Below are 16,790 nucleotides of genomic sequence, written 5' to 3' on the forward strand. Positions count from 1 at the left end.
GTCGTGCCCGGGCTTGGCGCACGACCCGCCTACCATCCGTGTCATGAGCGATTCGGAACCTCTCCTCGGCTGGCTGCAGAACTGGTACGCGCAGCAGTGCGACGGCGACTGGGAGCACGAGGGGGCCGTGAAGATTGCCACGCTCGACAACCCGGGCTGGAGCATCGAGATCGACCTGGAGAAGACGGAAATGGAAGGGCGCGAGTTTCCCCGCCGGGACGTCCACCGCAGCCCGCGGGACTGGGTCCGGGCCTGGACCGCCGAGAACACCTTCCACGCCGCGTGCGGCCTCGGAAACCTCGCCGAGGCCCTCACGCTGTTCCGTAACTGGGCGACCGCGGACGCCTAGATGCTCAATTCCAAGGGGTCTGTGGCTAGTGGCCAAGGGCCGTTGGGAGGGTGTGCAGGCTGTTCGTCAGGCAACGATCCCGGACACCCTCGTTCTCGTGGTGACTGAGCCCGCCGCTCGGCCAGTTGGTGCTTCAGGTGGTCAGTTGACCGGGCTCCTTGACCTCAAGTGCACTTCAGGTAAGAGCCTGGGGGCATGACGCATGACACCACCGCTCCGCAGGGCTCCCTTCCCTCACGTATGGGGTCGTCCGATCCTCGGCAGGCCAATGCCGTCCCGCTGTCCGACGCCACGCTTGATGCGCTTGCCGAGAAGATTGCCGACGCCGCAACGGTGATCGGCATCGGGGAGTCCACTCGATACTCCCGGGAGACCTTCGGGGTACGAGAACAACTCTTCCGCCGGCTCGTCCAGCACCACGGGTTCCGGGCACTGGCCATCCAGGACAGCGCCGGCATCGCCGCCGACCTCGACAGGTACGTGCACGCCGGCGAGGGCTCGGCCGAATCCGCCCTCGATGCCGCCTGGCGCCCCTGGCGCACCGCCGAGATGGCGGCGACGCTGGAGTGGATACGGGCGTTCAACCAGGACCACCCCCACGACCCCATCCGGATCTTCGGTGTGAAACCCGTACAGGCACAGCCCGGGGACTACGACGCCGTCCTGAATCACGTACGTGAATCGGCCCCGGAACAGTGGGCGGAGGTGGCTTCCCACCTGGAGCCGATCCGGTCCGCTCACCACACCGAGGAGCACGTGCAGCGCGCTCGGGGGATGCACCCGGGGCGCCCGTTCGTCGACCATGCCCGCGATGCGCTCGCGCTCATCCGATCGTTGCCCGGTGTCGGCCATGCCGACGGCATCCTGGCGCGCATGCGTCTGATCGTGGACTTCCATGAACGCAGTGTCGCGGGGCGCGGCAACTACGCCGGCGATGCCGCGGTTTGGGCCGATGCCATCAGTGACCACCAGCGTCGGACGGGCCTGCGCGTGGTCTACTGGGACGGGATTGCTCACACCTCGGCGGCCTCGGTGACCATGGGGCTGGCGCCCGAGCGCGGTCCGCAACCGAGCGTCGGCAGCCTGCTGCGCGATCAATACGGCACCCGGTACGTCTCCGTGGCCATCGGTTTCCATCACGGAGACCTCGGTGTCGTCACCGTCCCGGAGCCGGCCGGAGATCTGATCGACGCGATGCTGGGCGAGGCGGATCCGGCCGCCCACTGGCTGGACCTGCGCCTCGACGACGTACGCCGCCGATGGGACGGTCCCGCAAAGGCCCGCGTGATCAGCGGGGTCTACGACCCGTCCCGTGATGCCGCCGAATACATCGCCGTCACTCGCCTTGCCGACGCATTCGATGTGCTCATCCACATCCGCCAGGCGTCCCCGGTGCGATGGTTGCCATGAGCGGCTCCCACCCACCTGACGCACGAGACGACCGATCGGGTCGCGTGTGATGCGGACGGTCGGCCCGCTGAGGTCGGCAGGAGGCATGGAACCGCACGTGCAGGTTTCGTGCCTCACCCCTCCCCGTCGGCGTGCCCGGACACGGCCATCGGGCCGGCGGGGACAGCCGACAAGCACGGCCGGCAGGCGATACGAGCGGCCGTCCGAGGGCCACCAGGCGGGGCAATCGGCGGTGTGGCGATGACTTCCGGCGCCCGGAGGAGTCTTCACTGGAGGGGGCGGCTCCCCCGACACGACGGCAGCACGGAAGGACCGGACCATGACCGAGACGATCGACTTCGACGCGCAGACGCAGCTGGTGGCGCGGCTGGCGGAGCACACCGCGGAGGAACAGCTGGACGCCCCCACGCCCTGCGAGGAGTACGCCGTACGCCATCTGCTGGGGCATCTCGTCGGGCTGGCCGGGGCCTTCAGGGACGCGGCGCGCAAGGACCTCGGGCCGACGACCAGTACGCCGCCGACCAGCTCCGTACCGGATGTGACGCCCGGCTGGCGCGACGACCTGGTCCGGAACCTGACAGAGCTGGCGGCGGCCTGGCGCGCCCCGGAGGCCTGGACCGGCGAGACCCAGGCGGGCGGCGTCCCCCTCCCCGGCGCCATCGCGGGCCGGATCGCGCTGAACGAACTGGTGCTGCACGGCTGGGATCTGGCGCGCGCCACGGGCCAGGAGTACGCGCCCGACCCGGCGAGCCTGGGGGTCTCGTACGCGCTGCTGACCTCCTGGGCCGAGGATTCCGGGAGCGGGCCGGGGCCGATGTTCGCCGCGCCCGCCCCGGTGGGGGACGACGCTCCGCTGCTCGAACGGGTGGTGGCCCTCAGCGGCCGCCGGCCGGACTGGACGCCGGCGAAGTAGCTTCCGTTCCCCGCCCCTCTGTTCCTGCCGCCATCCCTCCCCCGCGGCGCTTGACCCTCACACCGGTGTGAGGCCGTAGGAATGCCCTGGCGAAGTGCCGCCCCGAAGCGACGGGTCACGCAGAAGTGGCCCGGGGCGGCGTCTCGGCCGTGTGCCGCGGGAAGGCGGCGCCCAGGCCCAGGGGAGAAAGGGGAGGGATCATGACGGAGACCGAGGGAGCGGGCGCACGGATGCGGCTGCATGTCGTCCTGCCGGACGAGTCCGCGGCGATGGATGTCCGGACCGTCGCGGACCTGGCGCGGGAGGCGGAGGAGCTGGGGTACGCCGGGGTCTGGCTGCCGGATCATGTGCTGCCGCCGGGCCCGTACGGGACGCCGCTGCCGGGGTACGGCGGGGTGTACGAGGCCCTGACCACGCTCAGCTATATCGCGGCGGTCACGGAACGGATCACCCTCGGCACGTCGGTGCTCATCGCCCCGCTTCGCGATCCGCTGACCCTCGCCCGGCAGACGGCGACCCTGGCGCGGCTCAGCGGCGGGCGGTTCGTGCTGGGCGTCGGCGTCGGGTGGCAGCGGTACGAGTTCGAGGCGGCGGGCGTGGACTTCGGGACGCGGGGTGCCCGGACGGACGCCGCGCTGCGGCTGATCCGGCGGCTGCACTCGGGGCTCGGCGGGCCGTACGAGGACGGGTTCGTGGCGTTCGACGAGCGCGCGGTGTTCGAGCCCGTACCCGAGGAGCCGGTGCCGTTCCTGATCGGCGGGAATTCGGACGCGGCGCTGCGGCGGGCGGCGGAGTTCGGCGGGTACTGGCAGGCGGTGGGGTTGTCGCCGCAGGAGTTCGCGGCGCGGCGCAAGGACATCGCAGGCAGGTCCGCGGGCTCCGGCGTCCCGGGCGCGCCGCGTGTCGCGGCGGGGAGCCGTACCGAGTGGTCGTCGGGGGACCGCCCGCTCGCGGACATACGGGCCGAGGTGGCGGCCTGGGAGGCCGCGGGCGCCGAGGATCTGGCGGTGTGGTTCGGGCCGGTGGAGGACGGGTTCGGGGAACGGATGCGGGCGTTGGCGGAGGGGGTGGGGGTGGTCGACGGCCGGGTGACGGGGGCGCGGTAGCCCCGAGGGCGTGACGCGGGCACGCGCCCCCGCGGTCCCGGGCATCCCCGCGTCCCGGGGGCGTGCCCGATCGCACCGCCCGGCCGCGCGGACCCCCGGGTACCGGAACCCCCGACCCGCCCTCTCACCCGGCCGCCGCGCCGTCCCCCTCCCGCAGTCGCCGCTTGATCACCTTCCCGCTCGCATTGCGCGGCAGTTCCGCGACGAACGCGACCTCGCGCGGCACCTTGTAATTGGCCATCTCCCGGCGCGACCAGGCGATGAGGTCATCGGCGGTGAGGGACGAGCCGGGCCGGCGTACCGCGTAGGCCTTGCCGACCTCGCCCAGGCGGGGGTCGGGGACGCCGATGACGGCGATGTCGGCGATGTCCGGGTGGCGGCCCAGGAGTTGCTCTATTTCGGCGGGATAGGCGTTGAAACCGCCGACGATGAACATGTCCTTGATGCGGTCGGTGATACGGAGGTTGCCGTCGGCGTCGAGGATGCCGACATCGCCGGTGCGCAGCCAGCCGTCGGGGGTGAGGGCGCGAGCCGTGCCGGCCGGGTCCTCGAAGTAGCCGGACATGACGTGGTAGCCGCGGACCAGGACCTCGCCGGGCTCGCCGGACGGCAGCGGGCGGCCCGCCGCGTCGACGACGCGGATCTCGGTGCCGGGTAGGGCGCGGCCCGAGGTCGAGGCGATGACGTCGGGCGGGTCGCCGCGGCGGCACATCGTGACGATGCCGGAGCTCTCCGAAAGGCCGTATGCGGTCAGGACGGTGGAGATCTTCAACTCGCTGCGCAGCCGCTCGACGAGCTCCAGGGGGACGACCGCCGCGCCCGTGACGACGAGGCGAAGCGCGGAGAGATCGTGCAGGCCGCGGGAGGGGTGATCGAGGATCTGCTGATGCAGGGTGGGCGGGCCGGGGAGTACGGAGATCCGCTCGGCGGCGATGTTGGCGAGGGCGGTCTCCACACTGAAGACCGGCTGGGGGACCATCGTCGCGCCGCGCAGCAGGCAGGCGATGATGCCGGCCTTGTAGCCGAAGGTGTGGAAGAAGGGGTTGACGATCAGATAGCGGTCGCCCTGTTCGAGGCCGGCGAGTTCGCTCCAGACGGCGTAGGCGCGCAGGGTCTGGGCGTGGGTGATGACCGCACCCTTGGGGTGGCCGGTGGTGCCCGAGGTGAAGACGATGTCGGAGGGGGCGTCCGGGCGGAGGCCGTCGGCGCGGGTGGCAACCGTCGCGGCGTCGACGGAGGCGCCGGCGGCGAGGAAGTCCTTCCAGGTGGTGAAGTCGGCGGGGGCGTCGTCCGACAGGACCACGACCTTTTCCAGGTGCGGCAGACCGGGGAGCGGTCCGGAGCCGGTGCCTTCCTGGGCGGCGCGGCGGAGCGAGGCGACGTAGGAGGTGCCGAGGAAGGTGCCGGTGATGAAGAGGAGTCTGGCGCGGGTGCGGCGCAGGACATAGGCGGTCTCGGCGCCCTTGAAGCGGGTGTTGACGGGGACGAGCACGGCGCCGGCCGTCACCGCGCCGAGGGCGGAGACGATCCAGTCGAGGGTGTTGGGAGCCCAGACGGCGACGCGGTCGCCGGGCGCGACGCCGGAGGCGATACAGGCGGCGGCGGCCCGCGTCACCCGCTCGCCCAGCTCGGTGTACGAGAGCCGGGTGCGGCCGTCGACCACGGCCTCCTGGGGGCCGTACCGCTCCGCGGCCACGCGCACCAGCCGGGGGATGGAGCCGTACTCCAGGTCCGCCCGCAGTTCCAGGTCATCGCGCATCACACTGCCTCCCGCGAAAGAGCCGGCCGAACAAGAGCATGTCTTCATAGCTGACTGTCCGTCAGATTAGCGGTAGCCTCCTCGGCTGTCAGCACTGACGGCCGACCACGGAGGTGGCGATGGGGGCGACCCTCAAGGACGCTACGGCGATAGCCGGCATCGGACAGACTCCTTTTGCCAAACAACTCCCGGAATCGGAAAAGACGTTGGCCTGCCGGGCGATCGTCGCGGCGCTGGACGACGCCGGGATCGCGCCTTCGGAGGTGGACGCGTTCGCCTCGTACACCATGGAGGAGACGGACGAGGCCGAGATAGCCAAGGCGATCGGCGCGGGCGACGTCACGCACTTCTCCAAGGTCGGCTACGGCGGCGGGGGTTCGTGCGCAACGGTGGCCCATCTGGCCGCGGCCATCGCCACCGGGCAGGCGAGCGTCGGCGTCGCCTGGCGCTCGCGCAAACGCGGTTCGGGACCGCGGCCCTGGAAGAACACCCAGGTCCAGCTGCCGACCCCCGGACAGTGGACCCGTCCCTTCGGACTGCTGCGCCCCGCCGACGAGATCGGCATGCTGGCCCGCCGCTACATGCACGAGTACGGCGCCACCCGCGATCACCTCTTCAACGTCGCTCTCGCCTGCCGCAACCGGGCCAACCAGAACCCGGCCGCGATCATGTACGACCGCCCGCTGACCCGCGAGATGTATATGACCGCACGCTGGATCAGCGAACCGCTCTGCCTCTTCGACAACTGCCTGGAGACGGACGGCGCGCTGGCCTGCGTCGTGGTCTCCGCCGAGCGGGCCCGCGACTGCCGGCAGCGGCCCGTGTATGTGCACTCCACCGCGCAGGGCCTGCCCGCGCAGCACCACGGCATGGTCAACTACTGGAACGACGACCCGCTCACCGGGCCCGCCTGGACCGCCGCCCGCCACCTGTGGAAGGGCGCGGACCTCGGACCGCAGGACGTCGACGTGGCACAGATCTATGACGCGTTCACCCCCCTGATTCCCCTCTCGCTGGAGGGCTACGGCTTCTGCGGGCGCGGCGAAGGCGCGGCCTTCACCGAGGGCGGCGCGCTGGAGATCGGCGGCCGGCTCCCCCTCAACACCGGCGGCGGCGGTCTCTCCGAGGCGTACGTACACGGTTTCAACCTCATCAACGAAGGCGTCAAGCAGCTGCGCGGCACCAGCACCGCGCAGGTCCCGGACGCCGCCACCTGTCTGGTCACCGCGGGCGAGGGAGTCCCCACTTCGGCCCTGCTGCTGAGGAGTTGACGGCCAATGAGTTCTCGTGAGTCCGTTCGTGCATCCGAGCCGGTGCGTGACGTCATGTCCTCAAGCGTGACAGCCACCACTGACAATCGGCCCGACACCGGCGCCGGCCTGCTGCTTCCGGTCCCGGACGAAGACGGCGCCCCCTTCTGGGACCACGCCGCCCGCGGCGAGCTCCGCATCCAGGCCTGCGCCGACTGCGACGAGCTGCGCTTCCCGCCCCGCCCCTGCTGCCCGCACTGCCAGTCCTTCGCCGCCCACTGGCGGAGGATGAGCGGCCGCGGCCGCATCTGGTCGTACGTGCTGCCGCATCCGCCGCTGCTGCCCGCGTACGCCGCCCAGCCCGGCTACAACGCCGTCATCGTGGAACTGGCCGAGGCCCCGCGCATCCGCCTCGTCGGCAACCTCGTCACCGCCGCCGACGCCCCCCTCAACTCCGTCGACCCGGCGCGGCTGCGCATCGGCGCGCCGGTGAAGGTCACCTTCCACACCATGCCCGGGGGCGTGACCGTACCCCGCTGGCTCCTGGAGCGGCCATGACCGGCACGAACGGCATCAACGGCGCGGCCGGCACAAACGGCACGACCGGCCGCACGATCCGCGTCGAGCGCCCCGGCGACGACGGCGTCGCGCTGATCACGATCGACCGGCCCGAGCGGCACAACGCGATCGACCTGGAGACCGCCGCGGAACTGGCAGCCGCCTGGCGGGCGATCCGCGGCGACGGCCGGGTCCGGGCCGTGGTCCTCACCGGAGCGGGCGACCGCGCCTTCTGCACCGGCATCGACCGCTCCGTCAGCGTCCCGCAGCCCGCCTCCCCGTACTCGATGGACGATCCGCTGCTGACCGTCGGTCCCAAGGCGAACGACCTGTGGAAGCCGGTCATCGGGGCCGTCAACGGCATGGCCTGCGGCGGCGCGTTCTACCTGCTGGGCGAGTGCGATTTCCTCGTCGGCGCCGAGTCGGCCACCTTCTTCGACCCGCACACGACGTACGGCATGGTCAGCGCGTACGAGGCGATCGGGATGGCGCAGCGGATGCCGTTCGGCGAGATCGCGCGGATGGCGCTGATGGGGACGGCGGAGCGGCTCTCGGCCGCGCGGGCGTACGAGACCGGACTGGTGTCGGAGGTCGTACCGGACGGCGAGGCGGTCGCGGCCGCGCTGCGGGCGGCCGCGGTGATCGCCTCGTACCCGACGGCGGCCGTCCAGGGGACCGTACGGGCGGTCTGGTCGGCGCGCGAGGCGGCGCGTACGCAGGCGCTGGCGGGCGCGCCGCATCTGATCACGCTCGGCAACGCGGCGCCGGAACTCCAGACGGAGCTGTTCGGCGCCCGGAAACGGGACTACCGGGTGCGCTGACCCGGCAGCGGGTCACAGCTTGGTCTTCTCCGCCCGCGTGACCTGACAGTTGAACCAGAACCGGCCGTAGTTGTTACCCCAGTTGACGCTGTACTTGGCGGTGTAGGTCTCCGTGTCACCGGGCCCCACGGTGATGCTGCGCTGATGCAGGCCCCACGCCTTGCCGTCGGCCGGCTTCGCCTTCATCCAGTTGATCGCGATGTCGTAGGAGAAGGTGCTCTCGCTGGACGGGTTGGTGACCGAGACCGTGTACGTGAACTGGTTCAGCGAATTGGAGAAGTTGCAGTCCTTGCCCGTGACGTCGCTCCGGCCGTCCGGGTCGAAGGTCTCCTCGGTCGGCTCGGGCGAGTAGGTGTCCTCGGGCGTGTAGGTGTCCTCCGGCGTCGCGTCACCGGACGGGGTCGGGTCGTTCGGGTTGTAGCCGCTCGCCGAGGCGCTCGGGGAGAAGCTCGGCGTGGCGCCGCCCGGGAGCAGGGCGCCGCAGCCGCCGACCGTCGTCATGACCGCCAGGGCGAGCCCGGCCGTCCCGACCGCCCGGGTGCCCCTGCGCCGGCTTATGTGTGTGCGCGTGCGCTGCTTCATGCCCCTGCCCATCCCCCTGAAGACGTCCAAACCGCGTCATGCGTTGGCTGACGCGTGCACGGCACCCTAGCAAGGGTGGGTGACAACCCGGACGGGGCCCGGAAGCACCGGAGAAATAGCGGGTACGGACGGTCAGGCGTAGCGTCGGTCACGGAGGACCTCAGGACGACCCGAAGCGAGGCGACGCCAGTGGTGCGCAACGTCATCGGATCCCTGATCGCCCTCATCGGAGCGACGGCCGCCGTCTGGAGCCCCTTCCGTCCCTGGTACGACGGCCGTCACGGAAGCGATTTCCGTATCGAAGATCTCTTCAACAGCATCACCGACAACAGGGCCTCTCTCTACGGCTCCGTCTTTCTGCCGCTGGCCGTCGCGGGCCTGATGGCTCTGGTCGGCGTCGTGCTGCGCTCGCGGGTGCTGGTCGCGCTCGCGGGCCTGGTCGTGCTGGGCTTCACCATCTTGTGGATGGTCCGCCAGGGGCAGTCGGCGGGCGAGCTGACGGCGGGCGCCCGCGGCCTCGGTGTGGGAGTGGCCAACGCCCTCGGTGGCGGTGCGCTGATGGTGTTCGGCGCCCTGGTGATGAGCGGCCGGGCCGATCGGGTGGGCGGCCGCCGGGCCGAGGAGCGGTACGACGACGGGTACGGCCGTTACGACGAGCGCGAGGCCGCGCCCCCGGTGGCGCCCCCAGTGGCGCCCGAACCATGGGACCCGGGCCGCCCGGTGACGCATGACCCGGCGACCCAGGAGTGGACGCCGGAGCAGTACGGCAATGGGGGCGAGCCGCCGGACGAAGGGCCCGCCACCCGCCCGCTGACCCGCCCCGGTTTCGACCCCGACGCCGTCGGCCCCGAAGGCGGTGGACGCCCGCCCCGCGAGCCGTTCACCGAGCCCTGGCCCCGCCCGACGGCGCCGCCGCCCCCGCCTCCTCCGCCGCCGACCCGGCCGGCGCATCAGCAGCCGCCCACGCCTCCGGTGGAGTGGGGCAAGGAACAGCGGCAGCGGGGCTCCCGAGAGCCGCCGGAGGAGGGGCAGTAGCCGCCCGGCGCGGCGCCGTTACGAGCGCCGGGCCTGACCCGTCCCCTTCGCCGCGTCCAGCGCGTACACACAGCGATCCTTGCTGCACGCGTAGACCACGCCGCCGACCGCCACCGGCGACCCCGTGATCTCGCCGCCGGTCTCCAGCTTCCAGCGCAGCTGGCCACCCATCGCGTCCAGGGTGTAGAGGCAGTGGTCGGCGGAGCCGAAGTGCACCCGGCCCTCGGCGGCGACCGGGGCGCCGACCACGTCCGCGCCGGCCTGGAACCGCCAACGCGGCGTGCCGGTCACCGCGTCCAGGGTGTAGAGCGCCTTGCCGCTGCCCAGGTGGACCGCGCCGTGCGCGACCAGCACCGGTTCGCTGGACTGGCGCGCTTCGGTGGCGATCCGCCAGCGGTCGCGGCCGTCCGCCGCGTCCAGGGCGTAGACCGTGCCGAGGTAGTCCGCCAGATAGACCCCGCCGCCGGTGACCGCGGGGCCGGGAGCGAAGGCGGGCGGGCTGACGAACACCGCGGGCGCCTCGAAGTGCCAGCGCACATCGCCGCGCGCGATGTCGAGCGCCATCACCCGCGTCCCGGCCACGACGTAGACCACGCCGTCGGGCGCGGGCAGCAGCCGCATCGGCACCCCGCCGCAGGACGCCGTGTCGCCCACGGGGTACGACCAGCGCTCGGCGCCGGTACGCGCCTCCAGCGCCTTCAGCCGCGCGTCGTCCCAGACGAAGACCGTGCCGTCGTGCACCACGGGCCCGGTCTCATCGGTCTCGAAGTCGGTCTGGATGCCGCTGATCTCCCACAGCAGCTCGCCGTTGGCGGCCTCCCAGGCCTGGACGCCGCCGCCGCGCGTGCTGGTGACGACCGTGCCGCGGTCCACCTTCAGGGCGTAGACCCACCCTTCGGTGTTCAGCCGCCACAGCTCGGTGCCGTCATCGGAGTCCAGGGCGTACAGGCTCGGGCCGTCCGAGGCATGGATGCGGCCGTCGGCGACGGCCATCGCCCACGCCACATCGCGGGTCTTGAACTTCCGTCGTCCGCTGGCCACATCGAGGGCGTGCACCTCGAAGGAGGTGACGTAGAGCAGGTCGCCGGAGACGGCGGGGGTGCCCCACACGTCGTTCGACATCCGGAACCGCCAGGGGCGCCAGCGGCCCGGCTCGGCGGGCGGCTGCTCGGGCGGCGGGGGCGGCGCGGCCTGTGCGGGGCCGCCACTGGCCGCGCCCTGCTGAGGCACCCCGGCGGTCGGTCCGCCACCGGGCGGCCGTACCCAGTTCGTGGCGGCGCCGGCCTGGGCGTGCGGCTGGGGATCGCGCGCGTCGGCGGCGCGCAGACCCGGCCCTATGGCGGCGGGCGAGCCACCGAGGCGTACCGGGCCGGCCTCCGGGGGCGCGGCGGGCGGCGGGGCCGCGGATACCGGGGTCACCCGGGCCGTCGAGGCGTCCGGGCCGAGCGCCGCGGGCTGCGGCATCGGGCCGGGTCCGGCGGACCGGGGGTCGCCGCCGCGGTGCGCGCCGGGGCCCGCGCCGACCTGGCCGGGCCAGCCGGACTCGGGCGCGGCGCCGCCCACGGGGGCGCGCTCGGGCCGCGGCGGCGCCGGTACGGACTGCGGGGCGGGCGGCGCGACGGGCGCCGGGCGGGCGGCGCTGCGGCCTGCGGAGGCGCGCTGCGCGTTCTTGGGCACGGTGGACCGGCCGCCGCGCCGCTGCTCGATGAGCGCCACCGCACCGGGCGGCAGCCAGGCCGAGGCCGTGCCGCTGTCGTCGCTGCCGGAGCCGAACAGATGCGGCGCCAGCTGGGACTGCAGATCGGCGGGGGACGGCCGGTGGGCCGCCTCCATCTGCATACAGGACTCCATCAGCGGCCGCAGCTCGTCCGGCAGTCCGGCGAGGTCGGGGCCCTCGCGCAGCAGCATGAAGACGGTCTCGACGGGGTTGGCGCCGTGGAAGGGCGCGTGCCCGGTGGCGGCGAAGACCAGCGTCGAGCCGAGGGAGAACACATCACTGGCGCCCGTCACGCTGCGCGAGTCGCGGGCCTGCTCGGGCGACATGTAGGCCGGGGTCCCCACGGCCACGTTGGTCATGGTCAGACGGGTGTTGGACACGCCGGAGGCGATGCCGAAGTCGATGACCCGGGGGCCGTCCTCGACCACCAGGACGTTCGACGGCTTCAGGTCGCGGTGCACCAGGCCCGCGCCGTGGATGGACTGCAGCGCCTCGGCGATCCCGGCCGCCAGCCAGCGCACCGCCTGGGCCGGCAGCGGCCCGCACTCATTGACTATTTCCTCGAGGGAGGGGGCGGGGACGTAGGCCGTCGCCAGCCACGGCACCGCCGCCCGCGGATCGGCGTCCACCACCGCCGCGGTGTAGAAGCCACTGACCGCGCGGGCCGCCTCGACCTCGCGTGTGAAGCGGACCCGGAACAGCTGGTCCTCGGCGAGTTCGGTACGCACGGTCTTGATCGCCACGCGCCGGCCGGACGCCGAACGGGCCAGATAGACCAGTCCCATGCCGCCGGCCCCGAGACGGCCGAGCACCTCGAACGGCCCGATCCGCCGGGGATCGTGCTGCGTCAGCTGCGTCAGCTGCTCCACCACTTGCCTGCCACCTCCCCGTGGGGCTTAAAAAGAGACTCTCAATAGCCACGAGCCGCCGAGAGCCACTGCCCCGTGCAGCGTCTCCCCGCCTTCGGCGAGGACTGTCGAAACGGCCGTACGCGTGCTGATTCTTCCTGGCCGGGCCGATCGTTGCGAACCCGGGGCCATGCGTCGTGTCACGGATCACGCCCCGTCACACCCTGTGCGGCCGTTACCAGGCGTAACCCAAGTCCGCCTGACGTGCTCCGTCACGTCCCGCGAAAAAGGGGTGGCCGTGGGGTTACCGGCCGGTTGGCCGTACGCCGGCCGCCGGTATCCCGCGGCGCAGCGGGCCCCCGGCGGTACCCGTCCGCCGCCCCGCCGTCGTCCGCCCGCGCGCGCGTCCCCTGTCGGTCATGCCGTCCCCGCCCCGCTCTTGCCGCCGCTGACGTGCACATCGTGCAGCGCCGCCCGTATCTCGCGTATTCCCCCGGTCCCGCACCTATTTCACCCTCCGCACGATCGCTCCGCCACCCTCTCCGCCGGCCCAATTCTGAGACGTCGGCCGCTACTTCAGCCCGATGACGCCGAAGGTGGCGCCCTGATTGTCACTGAAGACCGCGAACGGACCGCCGGGGGTCTGTTGCGGCCGCACGACGACACTGCCGCCGAGGGCGGTGGCGGTGCGCACCGCGGTGTCCATCTCGTCGACGAGGAAGCAGACGAGGAAGTGCGCCGATGCCTGCGGCGGGAACGTCGCGTCCATCGCGACCCGGCAGCCGATCTCGCGGGCCCGGCCGGGCAGCCGCCACGGCAGGAAGCCGGGGCGCGCCATGGGGCTGTCGGCGACGCCCTGGAAGCCGAAGACCGTCCCGTAGAAGGCGTCCGCCGCCGCGGCGTCGCGCGTGTGCAGCCCCATCCAGATGTAGCCGCCGGGCTCCTGGCCGGTCTCGAAGCCCTGGTGCGTACCGGCCTGCCAGGCACCGAACACCGCCCCGGTCGGGTCGACGGCGATCAGCATGGAGCCCAGCGCGCCGACCTCCGTGGGCGCCGCGAGGATCCGTCCGCCCGCCTCCCGGATCAGGGATGAGGTGCGCTCGATGTCGCCGGTCGCGAAGTAGAGCCCCCAGGCGGTGGGGGACGTCTCGCCCTGCCGGGGCATCAGCCCGGCGGCCATCTTGCCGTTGCGGGAGGCCTGGACGTACCCGCCGAACTCGGCGGCGCCCCCGGAGAACGTCCACCCCAGGAGGTCCCCGTAGAAGCGCTTGCCCCGCTCGAGGTCGGGCAGCATCACGTCCGCCCAGCAGGGAGCGCCGTCCGCGAGTGCAGTCATGCATCAACGCTAGCGGCGGTACGGGCGCCCCGCCCGGCGAGCACTCGAACGTGTGGTCGATTCATTCCGGGGTTGACGCAGGTCATCCCCGGGTTCGGCGCACAACAGGCCACACCCTGACCGCACTTGTCGTCGTCGCGGCGCGCACTTGTCCACCAAAGTTGTCCACAGCCTGTTGATAAGACCATTCACCGGTTCGGATCAAGCGCCGCCATACGGATCCGCGGCCCCGCCGGATGCCGCAACAGGGGCGGCAACCGGCACCGAGGGCCGCTAACTCCCCCATCCCCATTTGCAGGCAGCCAAATCGCGCTCCGATCACCCCTCGGTAAGCTGACGGCATGACAGGACAAGTGCGAACCGTCGACGGCAGAGTTGCCGGCCGCCGCGGACAGGCGACGCGGCAGAAGCTGCTCGACTGCCTCAGCGAAATGCTCAGTTCGTCCCCCTACCGGGACGTCAAAGTCATCGATGTGGCCCGAAAAGCGGGGACTTCACCCGCAACGTTCTATCAGTACTTCCCGGACGTCGAGGGCGCCGTCCTCGAAATCGCCGAGGAGATGGCCAAAGAAGGCGCAAGTCTGACCGGTCTTGTCGCCGAACGCTCCTGGGTGGGCAAGGCCGGCTGGGGAACGGCGGAAGAACTCGTCGACGGCTTCCTCTCCTTCTGGCGCAAGCACGACGCGATTCTGCGCGTCGTGGATCTGGGCGCGGCCGAGGGCGACAAGCGGTTCTACAAGATCCGCATGAAGATCCTCAATGCCGTCACCAACTCCCTTACGGACTCCATCCAGGAGCTCCAGAGCAAGAACAAGGTCGACAAGGACGTGAGCGCGCCGGCCATGGCGGGCTCCATCGTGGCGATGCTGGCGGCGGTCGCCGGGCACCAGAAGGGCTTCCAGAGCTGGGGCGTCAAGCAGGCCGAGCTCAAGCCCAATCTGGCGCTGCTGGTGCACTTCGGCGTCACCGGCAAGAAACCGACGAAGTAGCCGGCGTCAGCTGCGCAGTCGCGCAGTCGGGTGGTCGCACGCCGGACCGGTTCGCGACCGGCCCTGCATACGTCCCGCATTCGTCCTGCATCCGTCCTGTGTCCGTCCTGCCATAGCAGCACAGCTGCACACGCAGCGGGTGCCGTAGGGCCCTGAGGGTTCATACGGCACCCGCTGTCTGTGCACTCAGCGCCGTGCGAGGCGCTGTGCACTCGGCGCCGTGCGGGCCGCTCAGCGCCGTTCGAGCCGGAACAGCCTGATCTCCCGCTCCACCCGCGCCTGATACGCCGCATACGGCGGCCAGAAGGCGAGCGCCGCCCGCCAGGCCCGCTCCCGCTCCGCCCCCTCGAGCAGCCGCGCCCGCACGGGAATGTCCCGGCCCCGCCAACTCACCTCCGCATCCGGATGCTTGAGCAGATTCCCGGTCCAGGCGGGGTGTCCCGGCCGCCCGAAGTTACTGCCGATCAGCAGCCAGCCGCCGCCCTCCTCCGGCATGCACGCCAGCGGGGTACGCCGCGGCAGCCCGCTCTTCGCCCCGGTCGCCGTGAGGATCACCCCGGGCAGCATCCGCGCGCTGAGCAGCACCTTTCCCCGCGTCACCCGGTGTACGGCGCGGTCCAGCGCGGGAATGACATGCGGTGCGATCCGCGCGAACGTACGGGTCGAGGACACCTTCTGCACCAGCCGCTCGCCAGGCGACATCACGCATCGACCGCCTCTCGCGCAACGTCCGCCGCGACCGGCCCGGGCACCGTTCCCCCGTCCCGCGCCGCGAACAGCCCGGCCTCCTCCGCGGCCCGCGCCCGCAGCCGGTGCACTGGCCCCAGCAGCAGTTCGTCGCAGGCGGCGCGCTTGAAGTACAGGTGCGCATCGTGTTCCCAGGTGAAGCCGATGCCGCCGTGCAGCTGCACCGCCTCGGCCGCCACCTTGCGCAACGCCTCCAACGCCTGCGCGAGCGCCAGCCCGGCCACCCCCGGCTCGGCCGCGCGCCGGTCCCCGGTCCGGGCGCCGCCCGCCGACCAGGCCGCGTAGTACGCCGCCGAGCGCGCCGCCTGCACCGCCACATACAGGTCGGCGAGGCGGTGCTGCACCGCCTGGAAGGAGCCGATGGGCCGGCCGAACTGCTCGCGCGTACCGACGTATTCGACGGTGCGGGCCAGCGCGGCATCGGCCGCACCGACCGCCTCGGCGGCCAGCGCCGCGGCCGCCTCGGTCCCGGCGGCGGCGAGCGCGTCCGCCACGGCCGCCTCGTCGCTCTCACGTTCCCCCAGCAACTCGGCCGTCACCTCGCGCAGTTCGATGCGCGCCTGCGGACGGGTCTCGTCCATGGCGGTCTGCCGGGTCCGTACCAGGCCGGGGGCGTCGGCCCGTACGAGAAAGATCAGGGTGCGGCTGCGCGCGAAGCCGCCGGTGTGCGCGGCCACCAGGAGGACGTCCGCGGTGTGGCCGTCGAGGACCTGCGCGGCCTCTCCGTACAGCCGCCACCCGCCCTTCGCCGGAAGCTCCCCCGGACTCCGCCCGGGGGCACCCCCATCGCGCTGCGGTGACACCGCCCGCGCCTGTATGCCGCCCGCGCGGCCGCCGCCCGCCCAGTCCCCGGCGTTCGGCCCGGTCAGCGCCAGCGCGGTGGCCAGCCGTCCGCCCGGTACGGCGAGGGTCGCGGTCAGCTCCCCGGCGGCGAGGGCCGGCAGCAGTTCGGCGCGCTGCGGCTCGCTGCCCAGAGCCAGGATCAGCGGCGCGGCGAGCGCGGCGGTGGCGATCAGCGGCGAGGGGAGCAGTACGCGGCCGGTCTCCTCGCAGGCCAGGGCGAGTTCGGTGGGCCCGCAGTCCGCGCCGCCGTAGGCCGCGGGCAGGGCCAGGCCCGGCAGCCCGAGCTGTCCGGCGAGCTGCCGCCACAGTGCCTGGTCGTACCCGGGCGGCGTGCGCACCGCCGACTTGACGTCGTCCGGTCCGCAGCGCTTGTGCAGCAGTTCGCGCAGAGTGCGGCGGATCTCGTCCTGCTCCTCGGTGAACGCGGCATCCATCGGCGGGCTCCTCCCAGCCGTGCGACAACGCCCATCGGGTACGACGGGCCCCGGCATCCGATCTGACGGGCCGTCATAGTAGGGACGGGGGGC

General features: G+C 72.4%; 15 protein-coding genes. 9 read left to right on the forward strand and 6 right to left on the reverse strand.

The features are described 5' to 3' along the window. Nucleotides 1-43: 43 nt before the first annotated feature. The 4 genes from ACIRPT_RS10925 (at nt 44) to ACIRPT_RS10940 (ending at nt 3,778) form a co-directional block, all read left to right on the forward strand. A complete protein-coding gene (locus tag ACIRPT_RS10925; RefSeq protein WP_403825255.1) occupies nt 44-349 on the forward strand; it encodes an immunity 53 family protein in 306 nt (101 codons plus the stop codon). 195 nt (nt 350-544) lie between these two features. Continuing rightward, nucleotides 545-1,759, forward strand: a complete 1,215-nt coding sequence (locus ACIRPT_RS10930) for an erythromycin esterase family protein (RefSeq protein WP_403825258.1) — start codon at nt 545-547, stop codon at nt 1,757-1,759. A 319-nt stretch (nt 1,760-2,078) separates the two neighbouring features. After that, nucleotides 2,079-2,672: a TIGR03086 family metal-binding protein gene (locus ACIRPT_RS10935; protein ID WP_403825260.1), complete on the forward strand. Its 594-nt coding sequence runs from the start codon at nt 2,079-2,081 to the stop codon at nt 2,670-2,672. A gap of 200 nt (nt 2,673-2,872) precedes the next feature. Next, the gene (locus tag ACIRPT_RS10940; RefSeq protein ID WP_403825263.1) at nt 2,873-3,778 is read left to right on the forward strand and encodes a TIGR03619 family F420-dependent LLM class oxidoreductase; all 906 of its coding nucleotides are present in this window, start codon (nt 2,873-2,875) and stop codon (nt 3,776-3,778) included. A 124-nt stretch (nt 3,779-3,902) separates the two neighbouring features. Here the strand turns inward: ACIRPT_RS10940 and ACIRPT_RS10945 are convergent, their stop codons facing one another. Then, nucleotides 3,903-5,537: a FadD3 family acyl-CoA ligase gene (locus ACIRPT_RS10945; RefSeq protein WP_403825265.1), complete on the reverse strand. Its 1,635-nt coding sequence runs from the start codon at nt 5,535-5,537 to the stop codon at nt 3,903-3,905. A 119-nt stretch (nt 5,538-5,656) separates the two neighbouring features. Between ACIRPT_RS10945 and ACIRPT_RS10950 the strand changes: the two genes are divergently transcribed. The 3 genes from ACIRPT_RS10950 to ACIRPT_RS10960 are packed head-to-tail and all read left to right on the forward strand — an operon-like array spanning nt 5,657 to nt 8,166. Next, a complete protein-coding gene (locus ACIRPT_RS10950; RefSeq protein ID WP_403825268.1) occupies nt 5,657-6,808 on the forward strand; it encodes a lipid-transfer protein in 1,152 nt (383 codons plus the stop codon). 54 nt (nt 6,809-6,862) lie between these two features. Beyond that, nucleotides 6,863-7,345, forward strand: coding sequence for a Zn-ribbon domain-containing OB-fold protein (locus tag ACIRPT_RS10955; protein WP_403825271.1), 483 nt, complete (start codon nt 6,863-6,865; stop codon nt 7,343-7,345). After that, complete coding sequence (locus ACIRPT_RS10960; RefSeq protein WP_403825274.1) at nt 7,342-8,166, forward strand: enoyl-CoA hydratase/isomerase family protein; 825 nt, start codon at nt 7,342-7,344, stop codon at nt 8,164-8,166. The genes ACIRPT_RS10955 and ACIRPT_RS10960 overlap by 4 nt, the downstream gene beginning before the upstream one ends. A 12-nt stretch (nt 8,167-8,178) precedes the next feature. Here the strand turns inward: ACIRPT_RS10960 and ACIRPT_RS10965 are convergent, their stop codons facing one another. Continuing rightward, a complete protein-coding gene (locus ACIRPT_RS10965; RefSeq protein ID WP_403825276.1) occupies nt 8,179-8,748 on the reverse strand; it encodes a hypothetical protein in 570 nt (189 codons plus the stop codon). 189 nt (nt 8,749-8,937) lie between these two features. On the opposite strand from ACIRPT_RS10965, the gene ACIRPT_RS10970 reads away from it, so the two are divergent. Further along, entirely contained in the window at nt 8,938-9,783 is an 846-nt protein-coding gene (locus ACIRPT_RS10970) for a hypothetical protein (RefSeq protein ID WP_403825278.1), read from the forward strand. Between the two features lie 18 nt (nt 9,784-9,801). Here the strand turns inward: ACIRPT_RS10970 and ACIRPT_RS10975 are convergent, their stop codons facing one another. Both ACIRPT_RS10975 and ACIRPT_RS10980 read right to left on the reverse strand, forming a co-directional pair. Continuing rightward, nucleotides 9,802-12,372, reverse strand: coding sequence for a PQQ-binding-like beta-propeller repeat protein (locus ACIRPT_RS10975; protein ID WP_403825280.1), 2,571 nt, complete (start codon nt 12,370-12,372; stop codon nt 9,802-9,804). Between the two features lie 547 nt (nt 12,373-12,919). Next, on the reverse strand, nt 12,920-13,684 hold the full coding sequence (locus ACIRPT_RS10980; RefSeq protein WP_403825283.1) for a VOC family protein: 765 nt from the start codon (nt 13,682-13,684) through the stop codon (nt 12,920-12,922). Between the two features lie 341 nt (nt 13,685-14,025). On the opposite strand from ACIRPT_RS10980, the gene ACIRPT_RS10985 reads away from it, so the two are divergent. After that, nucleotides 14,026-14,673 (forward strand): TetR family transcriptional regulator, encoded by a 648-nt coding sequence (locus ACIRPT_RS10985; protein WP_403825286.1) that lies wholly within the window; start codon nt 14,026-14,028, stop codon nt 14,671-14,673. A 231-nt stretch (nt 14,674-14,904) separates the two neighbouring features. Here the strand turns inward: ACIRPT_RS10985 and ACIRPT_RS10990 are convergent, their stop codons facing one another. After that, nucleotides 14,905-15,375 (reverse strand): nitroreductase family deazaflavin-dependent oxidoreductase, encoded by a 471-nt coding sequence (locus tag ACIRPT_RS10990; RefSeq protein WP_403825289.1) that lies wholly within the window; start codon nt 15,373-15,375, stop codon nt 14,905-14,907. Then, nucleotides 15,375-16,697, reverse strand: coding sequence for an acyl-CoA dehydrogenase family protein (locus ACIRPT_RS10995; protein WP_403825291.1), 1,323 nt, complete (start codon nt 16,695-16,697; stop codon nt 15,375-15,377). Before ACIRPT_RS10995 ends, ACIRPT_RS10990 begins: the two co-directional genes overlap by 1 nt. Nucleotides 16,698-16,790 lie beyond the last annotated feature (93 nt).

Source organism: Streptomyces sp. NPDC101227 (genome assembly GCF_044767545.1).
In the GTDB taxonomy this organism is placed as follows: Bacteria; Actinomycetota; Actinomycetes; order Streptomycetales; family Streptomycetaceae; genus Streptomyces.